Source organism: Nostoc sp. CALU 546, from assembly GCF_048836525.1.
In genome coordinates this window covers 101,465-111,417 of sequence record NZ_JAWJTF010000017.1, presented here as the reverse complement: position 1 = coordinate 111,417, position 9,953 = coordinate 101,465, and the positions used below count along the sequence as shown (strand labels likewise).

Sequence of the window (9,953 nt, the reverse complement as noted above, 5' to 3'; positions counted from 1 at the left end):
TCTCTGCTTGTATGAAACCACCCTGGATCAAAAAAAACGGGAAGGGATACGTTTACTAACTGTTTGTCTGATTAACCGGACAAATGGTTCTAGAGATGAAGATTGTTTATTTCAAGCAGGTTTCAAAGCAACTATTGTTTCTCCAAAGGGTGAGGCGCATATCTTACCTTATCCAAAACCAGACTTTAACTCTGATGATGAAGAGCAATCCATAGCGCTACTCTACCGCCAAATGGAAACCTATGCCGTGGGACATGGTTGTGCAGCTGATTGGGATAAAGAATCTAGTGCTGGTAGAGTCAAAGCAGTAACAGCAGAATGCCTTCCTACTTTTGAAACCCCAAGTATCACCCCTGATATTGGGATAGAAGTACCAATGGCTCCCTTGGCTGGGTTAGTACAAGATGATGATGGCTTTGCATCTCTTTCAGATGTTGTTAGCCGTTATGAACAGTGGATTAATTATAAAAAAATTGAAATTCGATCTCTTGATACAGAATATCAAAATGCTGCTAATAGGCACATGGAAGAATGTACAAGAGCATCTGAAAGGATGAAAAATGGGCTGGATTACTTGCAGAGTAATGCCCAAGCTAAGAGAGCATTTCAACTAGCTAACTATGCTATATTACTACAGCAAATTTGTAGTAGCCGCGACCTGCGTCAGGCTAACTTCGATGCTGTGGCAAAAAGATATACTTTTTCCCCGGCTTATCAAGCGCCTAACCATCTACAAACTGACAGTAATCGTGGTAAATGGCGAGCTTTTCAGGTGGCATTTCTATTGATGTCAATCCAGTCTACTGCTGAGGGTGAGATTCCCGAACGTAGAACAGTTGAATTAATCTGGTTCCCTACTGGTGGCGGTAAAACTGAGGCATATTTAGGCTTGTCAGCTTTTTCTTTATTCATGCGACGCCTCAAAAATCCAGAGGATGTAGGTGTTAATGTCTTAATGCGATATACCCTGAGATTGCTAACTGCACAACAGTTTCAACGAGCGTCTGCGCTTATTTGCTCAATGGAATATTTACGCCGCCCAATTGAGACACAGTTGGGAAAAGAACCATTTTCTATTGGTATTTGGGTAGGTGGAGAAACTACGCCAAATAATCGAAAAGATGCGGTATCTAAGTTAAACCAACTCCAAAGTAATCCATCAGCAGAAAATCCATTCATTATCAGTCGATGTCCTTGGTGTAGTGCCCAGATGGGGCGTTATCATTTAAATCTTTCGCGGAATACGTCAAAAGACTTGAATATTCTCGGTTATCAGCAAAGCCGTGGAACTGTTATTTTGAAGTGTTCTGACAATGCTTGTGAATTCCACACTACTGGATTACCAGTTTATGTGATTGATGAAGATATTTATGAAAAACGGCCTTCTTTAATTATCGGCACTGTGGATAAATTCGCACTGCTGGCTTGGAGTTATGCACAAAAGGCACGAGCTTTATTTGGAATTGGTTCAGATGGCGTGAGAGAAAATTCGCCACCAGGGTTAATTATTCAAGATGAATTGCACTTAATTTCTGGTCCTCTTGGCTCAGTTGTAGGATTGTATGAAACTGTTATAGAGGAGCTTTGCACCGACAGACGTAACAGACAAAAAATCAAACCAAAAATTGTCTGTTCTACAGCTACAATACGCTGCTATACTGAACAAGTAAAAGCCCTTTATGGGCGTGAAGATGTCGTGTTATTTCCGCCTCCAGGAATTGATGCAGAGGATTCATTTTTCTCGCGTTATGCTCTGAATCCAGATGGGACATTGCAACGAGGTAGAGTTTATGTAGGTGTCCACGCACCTGTTTTGAGGTCTTTGCAAACTGCCCAGATGCGTACTTTTTCTGCTGTTTTACAAGCACCTGTTCTCCTTACACCAAAGGAAAGAGATCCGTGGTGGACATTATTATTATTTTTTAGTAGCCTCAAGGAATTAGGAACGACTTTATCACTATTGCAATCAGATATTCCTGGTTATTTAAAAGTAATAAAAAACAGATTAGGTTTAGACAAAGACAAAATGCGTCGCTTGTGGCATATTTCGGAATTAACTGGGCGAATACGCAGCGACAAAGTTCCAGAATCTATTAGTAAGTTAGAAGTCAAATGCGACAATACTTATAATCAGCTACCCGTTGATGTCTGTCTGGCATCTAATATTATCGAAGTAGGAGTTGATATCGACAGACTATCACTAATGGTTGTGGTTGGTCAGCCTAAGACAACTTCTCAATATATCCAAGTAACTGGTCGTGTTGGGCGTCGGTGGTGGGAACGTCCAGGTTTAATAATTACTCTATATAGCCCTACAAGACCACGCGACCGCTCCCACTTTGAGAAGTTTCGCAGTTATCATCAACGGCTTTATGCACAGGTGGAGCCAACTAGCATTACCCCCTTTTCACCACCAGTTTTAGATCGAGCGCTTCATGCTGTCATGGTAACTTATGTAAGACAAACTGGGAATCAAGAAACAGTCCAAAACCCTGAGCCTTACCCAGAAAATCTTATAGAACAGCTGCGACAAATTTTGATTCCTCGCATTCAATTAATTGACGAAGCTGAGATAGAAAATTTTGAGAATGTATTTAAAAAACGCACTTCCGAATGGCAGCGTTGGCAACGGATAAACTGGGAGAAAAAGGGCAGCAATTCTACTGATATACCTTTGCTGAGAGTAGCAGGAGGTTATGCCAGCCTGGAATTGCAACGTTATTCTTGGTCTACACCGATGTCAATGAGAAATGTAGATGCAGAATGCCAAGCGGAAATTACTAATCTTTACTTAAATGAAGGAGCAGAAGAAGATGCCTAAAGGCCCGATAAGACGCGCTCAGTTGATTGCCCCTTTTGGCCTAGGTGCAATGGTGGTGGTAAGAGATGGTACATCTTTAATTACTGCTGGACTCGATCACTGGTACGAGCGTGAAGATGGTAACAGAACTGATGATAAATCTGAATTTAGAGTAGATGAATGGCGTCTGGCACAGTCTCTAGAAATGGATCATTTTCGCCTACCCCCGGACTTTAGAAAATCCAACAAAGGCGATGGAGTGCTTAATGCTTATTTAACTGTCCCATTTTTACGTTTTCCCCAATGGCATTTTTGTTCTGCTTGTGATCGCTTGCAAAAGTTTCCACTGACTGCCCGTGGTAAGGTTAAATGCCCAGAATGTGAAAACAAGAAAAAGACTAAATACATGGCACAGGTTCCAATTATCGCTATGTGCGATCGTGGCCATATCCAAGACTTTCCCTGGCGAGAATGGGTGCATCGGTCAGTTAAACCGACTTGTGATAAACCGCTGCGTTTAGTAGGAACTGGAAGTGCCACCCTCGCAGGCTTGAGTGTCCGGTGTGAGTGTGGTGTCAAACGCTCTCTTGGCGGGATTACTGAAGTTGATGGGGATAAAACAAGACTTAGTAAGAGCTTGGGCGATTCTGAGTTTCTTTGTGAAGGTAAACGTCCTTGGCTGGGTAAAGAAGATAGTGAACCCTGCTCTTGCTCTCGTCAAATGAGAGGTGCGCTACGAAGTGCCTCTAACGTTTACTATGCACAAACGCGTAGCGCAATTTATCTGCAAAGGTGTAATGGTGGAGAACTTGTTTCTCTTTTGGAACAACCACCTCTTTCCAAACTTATTGATCGCTTGTTAAGATTGGGTGATGATATCACACCTGAAGTTCTCCGAGAGGATCGCCCTGAACTACTACAAGATTTCTCGAATGAAGATATAAAAATTTCTTTAAAAATTATTTTATTAGACAAAGATGCCGACATTAATACAGATGACGTTGAAGGGGACGACCCAGAAACAAGGTTTCGTCGGCAAGAATTTAATGTTTTGAGAACTGAGCGTCGTGAAGATAATCTCAAAATACGGACGATAAAACTAGGTGATTATCAACCCGATATGGCGGATTATTTTTCTAGAATTATGTTGGTTGACAAGCTAAAAGAGACCAGGGTTTTAACTGGATTTACCCGCATATTACCGGAAACTGAACAACCCCTGCAAGAATTACAATCTCTTTTATGGCGTCAGCCACTGCAACAAAATGCATGGCTACCCGCTTATGTTGTCTACGGTGAAGGCATATTTATTGAATTCAACGAAACCCGTCTCCGTCAGTGGTTGCAGAAACACGGGGATCAAATTTACCCCAGAATACAACCTCTAGTGAAGCGCTATCAAAAAATACAGGAGGAAAGGCATTTACGGAAACGCTCTATCACACCGCAATTCATCCTATTACACACATTTGCTCACTTGTTGATGAATAGGTTGACTTTTGAGTGTGGTTACAGTTCAGCGGCACTGAGAGAAAGGCTTTATGTCTCAGATAACCCTAACGCCCCAATGTCAGGAGTATTGATTTACACTGCTGCTGGTGATTCCGAAGGTACAATGGGAGGACTTGTCAGAATGGGTAAGCCTGGTAACTTTGAGCCAGTAGTGCGTTCTTTGTTAGAGGCTGCTAGTTGGTGTTCTGCTGATCCTGTATGTATGGAAGTCAGTGAGAGCGGGGGACAGGGGCCAGATTCATGTAACTTGGCAGCTTGCCATAGCTGCGCTTTAGTGCCTGAAACAGCTTGTGAAGAGTTCAACCGTTTTTTGGATCGAGGTGTGGTTGTTGGTGATATTGAAAACCGAAACATCGGATTTTTTGCTCTGCATCCCTCAAACCAAAAGATTTAATATCAATCTATAAATAAATTTATCAAACATAATTTTGTATGAATTCACTTCAATCAGTAAGAATACAGCGGTTTAAAAGAATTGAGGATGCATTTTTTGACTTAGATAGTATTAATGTTCTTGTAGGCGCAAATAACTCAGGTAAGAGCAGTATTATTCAAGGATTACATTTTGCTATTGGCGTTCTTCAGTCTGTCAAGTTAAGCAATGGTAATATTCGCAGAGGGTCATCAACACTAAGTCCTACGCAACTCATATACTCTCCATCAGACTCTGTATATTCTTTGGGGAAAGGAGGAGAGTTAAGAACAGATGAAGCACAAGGGATTGCTGTCAAGTTTACACTTACAAGTGGAGATTCTTGTGAAATCAATATTAGAAGAGGAAGAAATCGAAATATCTCTGTAGCAGTTGATTCAATGGAAACTGCTGAAAAGATTTCGGATCTAAAAACACCATTCAGTATTTTCTCACCAGGGCTTGCGGGCATCGCTAAAAATGAAACTTATTTATCTGATGGTGTTTTGCTTAGAACTTTAGCCAGAGGTGACGCAAATCTTGTTTTACGAAATATCTTACTTAGACTTTGGGAAAAGCCTGAGTGGAATAATTTTATACAAGATTTACATGAAGTTTTTCCAGAAACTAATATTAGAGTGAACTTTCTTCCAGAAACAGATGAGCATATTCAAGTGATGATTTCAACTGATTCAGGAGAAGTACCTATTGAACTTGCAGGGACAGGAGTTTTACAAGCAGCTCAAATTCTTTCTTATATCCATAGGTTCTCTCCACGTCTAATTGTTCTAGATGAACCTGACTCACATCTTCATCCAAACAATCAACGGCTTTTATGCAAATTGCTGCGAACAATTGCTGAAGAAAGAGATACACAAGTTCTTCTCACAACACATTCACGCCATGTTGTAGATGCTCTTGGATCGTCCGTCAGGTTCCTTTGGGTGCGAAATGCAACAGTTGAAACAGCTACACAAGATGATGAGCTTGGCGTCCTTTTGGACATTGGTGCACTTGACATTCGAGAAAGAATTGCACATGATCGAGCCGCAAAAGTTGTAGTACTAACTGAAGATGAGAATATACGTATTCTCGAATCTATTCTTGAGTCTTCTGGTTTTAAAATGGATTACACTCTCATTTTGCCGTACTATGGTGTTACAGCTATTAAGAACCTACGACCACTCATCAATATAGTAAAATCTTCAAATGAATCAGCAAAAATCCTTCTTCATCGAGATAGAGATTTCCTTAGTAATTCAGAAACTATCTCTTGGCAGCAGCAAGTAAGACAGCTACAAGTAGAACCATTTTTAACTTTTGGTACAAATGTGGAATCTTATTTAGTTAATGCTAAACATCTTGCATTGCTTAATAATGAGGTTTCTGAAAAAGAGTTTGAAACAATGCTTGAAGAAGTTATAAAGTCATTCTATGAAGATATCGTTGGAGCTTATGTAAATGGACGTATTGAGATCGAACGTCAGAATGGGAATGGAAGACAAGTTGACTATGGTAAACTTGCTGCAAAAGCTCCATTAGAAATTAGCAACAATATCCCTCAGCTATGCCACGGAAAGATACTTATTCGAGGAATTAGAGCAGCATTTAGAGAAAAATATAAACGTAATCTTAATGATATCAAAATCTCTAAGTATCTTGCAGTAGAGGAACTTCAAGTATTTGCACGAAAGGCTTTTTAATTAAAACATACATAGTAATAAAAAAAGCCAATTCTTGTGTAACACCTTGAAATAGCAATTAAATTGTCTGAAACTATGCTTTTAATAAAAGGGCTGCTAAAGAGATATATACTTAGCTAATGATCGCACCAACTGTAAAATACATCTGTTTAAAGTATTCTCTTTCCCCCATATTCAGACTCCAGAACATTTAACAATTTCTCTTCGACAGTAGTCAAATAAGCACGGTTCAGTTTCCCCAACGACTCCAAAAACTTCTGCACTGATTCTTCCAATGAACCAGAATACACTCGACTAATGCGATCGCTCAAGAACTGTATTTGCTCACATTCGGCAGGCAAGTAATTGTAAGATTTAAGGTGCTGCAAGCCAACGGCGTACTCGCCATCCCACATTCTCACGCTGCAACTAAAGTCATTCACTGCACTGACAATTGCCCAACAGCCACCTTTGCCTCTCAGTTCGGGATTGTCTTTGGTAAGAATTTGGCAGACTTCGCCAATCTGGTAGGTATTGGGTACTTGGGTTCGCTCCATTATACGCTGCACAACATCTTTGACGAGCCGGTGCGAAGGTACTTTCCCGTTGGCAGATTCTACTGCTTGCTCCCATGCTTCAGGCTGGATGTCCGGGTCTAGCTTGGTCAGTGGCCTGATTTGCCACTCATTCGTCGGCAAAATGTGATCGGAACGATCACATTTTTGCTCTAAGTTATCAAATATTACTGCTGCATCCATTAGAAGATAAGACTGGCGACGATTATGGCCAAAGCGATCGCGGCAATACTCCTCAAAGGTTTTGTGAGTAGAGCGATATAACTTGCGATCCCGTAATTCCATTAATGCCTTCCCCGCCTCAAAAAATGCCCTCTCTACTTTCCTCTCCAGGAGTAGGCGATAGCGAATCTCCTCCTCAGTTAATTCTGGGACTTCAACAGCAGCAACGGTGATTGTTGCTGTAGCTGGGTTTTCTTCAAGGTCTTGGTTATCTGGTGGCGTGTCGTCACTGGATGTAGCAGGGGTAGGCTTTTTACGCTTAGAGAATGGTTTAGCCATTATTCCATCTCTAGCTGAACAGTGCTGGAACGAATATCGAGTTGTGCCATGATAGACGTGTGATTAAATTGATATAAATTCCCCAAACCTTTTATTGAGGTTGGGGTTTTTCCTTAACTTGTTTACATATATATTTGCATCTGCGGTAGCCATCCTTGCTGCTTTGTCGGCTTTGGCATTGTCTCTACATTCCCGTATATAAAATGTCCATGACAAGGAAAGCGGCAAGTAAGCTCATGCCGCTTTGACAACCCCAAGGTGTACTTGTGGATCTATAGCGGGGCCAGTACAGCCTCTTTTTGAGACGTCAGCAGTTGCTTCACTTCCTTAACTGAACCGTGTCGCAGTTTATGTATGGCTTGGTGCAGTCCCATGTGGGAATTCGTTGCACCATTAATTGCTGGAAAATAATACTTGTAAGTCTGTCATTTTTTAGAACCCTTTTGAGAGTAAGAACTCTCAACTTACTTCCTAAAAGACAACAAAAATTTAGAGCGATCGCTTTCACGATTTAGGCTCTACGCTAATACTGCTTAGGTTTTACATACTTCATAGAAGAAGTATACCACTATTTCCACACATTGTGTAAATATAGGAGTATCAGTGAGAGAAATCGTAATGCAAGGAATACCTTTGGATTTGGTATCCCGGATTGACTGGGATCAGGAATATGGTGAGTTTTTATTTCAGCAAAGAGAAGACAAGAAACTTTCTAGAGAAGAAGTCGCACAAGCAATTACAGGGCTTGGAGAACCTTGCTCTCAGCAATTAATTCATAAAATAGAAAAATGGAAAGGTAAAGGTGATCGCTCTGTTTCTTTGTCTCTTATCTTGAAATATTGTCAAATTTTAGGAATCGAGCTTAGGCAATTTTATCCTGTTGTAGCACAAACCCTTAGTTACCCGTTGTTACAAAAAATCTCGTCCGTAGCCGTTGATAAATTTCCATAAAATATGTAAAATAGTAAGAGATAAAACAAAGGACAACCGCTTCAGCCTGGAAAACTTGTGCGATCGCCCTTTGACCCTTTTACAAGGAAATCTTATTATGACGCATCCAACCTATACACAGCAAGCGCTCTCCCGCTATAACCTCCCCCGCCTCAAAAGAATCGCTGCCGAACTCGGTGCTACACCTACCGGCGATAGAAGAGCGACTGAATCCTGGGTAAACGCAATCATCACCCACCAATCCACCAACCTTCAGAAAGTTGACAACCAAGCCCTCGCCCAAGCCGAACTCAACCACTTCATCACCAACCAAGCCCAAGCCGTAGCTCCCGACCCCCTCAGAATAGTCGAAATCTCGTTTGACCATCACGAATATTACGCTGGTAATCAACTGATAGCCAGCGTAATATTCGTGATGGTCAACGACGAAGAAGTATTCCGTTCCAACACTCTAATGCGTTGCGATCGCTTCATCTGCACTCACTACAAAGACGGTTCATTACCAGTGCAGGAACAAGAAGCAACACCCCCCACAACCGAAAACCAAATCATGGCGCATATCTTCAACGAGTGCCAGAATTACGGGTTTGAAATTCTCGATGATGGCATTTACAACAACAACGGCGTGAAACTGGGGCAAGTCGGATGCACTGACGGTAACTGGTGGGTGAAGAGGCGTTATTCAGTCCAGCAAAAGTATTCCAACTCTGTGTTTGATGCAGTGCGATCGCTGTCGATGGTGGATGTGTCTACTGATAGTAAATCCATTTTTGATGAATATTTTTTAGAGCAACCCTTAGAACAGCTAACTGGCGATAGATTGCAACGACTGCTGGAGAGAACGGAGTTAGTCACAGCGTAAGTCTTGGGCTTCGCTTGGGAAAAGGGTTAAAGGGTAAGGGGGAAAGGTAAATTTCTTCATTCCCTTCCCCTTTGCCCTTTCCCCCTTTCCCTAATTATTTATTCACCAATCCCCATTAAATCAATGCAACCGACACTATCAATCCCTCAACACTGGGGCTACCCTCGCTTTGCTTTGGAACAGCGTACACAACAGGGCATCATTCTGGGACTTCAATACTACCCATCAGGGACAGAATTAGCTGAACAATTTGGTGGTGGGTGGCGTTATGCGCTGATGCCTAAGAAGAATTCTGATGAAATATCGTACTTGAAAGAGGATCAAATCCAACCGCTCACGCCAGAAGAATTATTCCAGCAAATTACCGCAGAGATTGACTTTTATCAACAACAGATAAACATTCTCAACCGACAGTTAACCGTATTAACTAAGGGTGCAAACAATGGCTAACTCTACAGAAAACTTTGACCGTAGAGCCAATCATTTGCTGCGTTCGATTCAGCTTTGTGGTGGTTGCATTCCATTGCACCGTTTGCAATTCCAATTTTCGGATTCAGTTATTCAAACACTGCTGGATAAGGAACTGGTGCAAGTGCAGAATACGGAACGCGGCTTTTTGTTGGAGATTACCGAGGATTTTTAACTCTTAATCGAAGAG

The 9,953-nt window shown here is 41.6% G+C and carries 8 protein-coding genes; 7 read left to right on the top strand and 1 reads right to left on the bottom strand.

Translation table 11 applies throughout. The features are described 5' to 3' along the window. From RRG12_RS11615 to RRG12_RS11605, 3 genes are all read left to right on the top strand, one after another. Positions 1-2,821, top strand: a 2,821-nt coding sequence (locus RRG12_RS11615) for a helicase-related protein (protein ID WP_420759389.1), incomplete at its 5' end; no start/stop codon positions are given. Beyond that, complete coding sequence (gene drmB / locus RRG12_RS11610) at positions 2,814-4,706, top strand: DrmB family protein (RefSeq protein ID WP_420759388.1); 1,893 nt, start codon at positions 2,814-2,816, stop codon at positions 4,704-4,706. The genes RRG12_RS11615 and drmB, both read left to right, overlap by 8 nt. A 38-nt stretch (positions 4,707-4,744) precedes the next feature. Then, positions 4,745-6,427, top strand: coding sequence for an ATP-dependent nuclease (locus tag RRG12_RS11605; protein WP_152592198.1), 1,683 nt, complete (start codon positions 4,745-4,747; stop codon positions 6,425-6,427). A 149-nt stretch (positions 6,428-6,576) separates the two neighbouring features. Here RRG12_RS11605 and RRG12_RS11600 read toward each other — a convergent pair whose 3' ends face one another. Next, a complete protein-coding gene (locus RRG12_RS11600) occupies positions 6,577-7,482 on the bottom strand; it encodes a hypothetical protein (protein WP_420759387.1) in 906 nt (301 codons plus the stop codon). A 618-nt stretch (positions 7,483-8,100) separates the two neighbouring features. Here RRG12_RS11600 and RRG12_RS11595 point away from each other — a divergent pair. The 4 genes from RRG12_RS11595 (at position 8,101) to RRG12_RS11580 (ending at position 9,938) form a co-directional block, all read left to right on the top strand. After that, entirely contained in the window at positions 8,101-8,433 is a 333-nt protein-coding gene (locus RRG12_RS11595; protein ID WP_069074473.1) for a helix-turn-helix domain-containing protein, read from the top strand. A 97-nt stretch (positions 8,434-8,530) separates the two neighbouring features. Then, a complete protein-coding gene (locus tag RRG12_RS11590; RefSeq protein ID WP_420759386.1) occupies positions 8,531-9,295 on the top strand; it encodes a hypothetical protein in 765 nt (254 codons plus the stop codon). A gap of 123 nt (positions 9,296-9,418) precedes the next feature. After that, positions 9,419-9,745, top strand: a complete 327-nt coding sequence (locus RRG12_RS11585; protein WP_420759385.1) for a hypothetical protein — start codon at positions 9,419-9,421, stop codon at positions 9,743-9,745. Then, positions 9,738-9,938 carry a hypothetical protein gene (locus RRG12_RS11580; protein WP_420759384.1) on the top strand — a complete coding sequence of 67 codons (201 nt, stop codon included), beginning with the start codon at positions 9,738-9,740 and terminating at the stop codon, positions 9,936-9,938. Before RRG12_RS11585 ends, RRG12_RS11580 begins: the two co-directional genes overlap by 8 nt. The last annotated feature ends 15 nt before the right edge of the window (positions 9,939-9,953 follow it).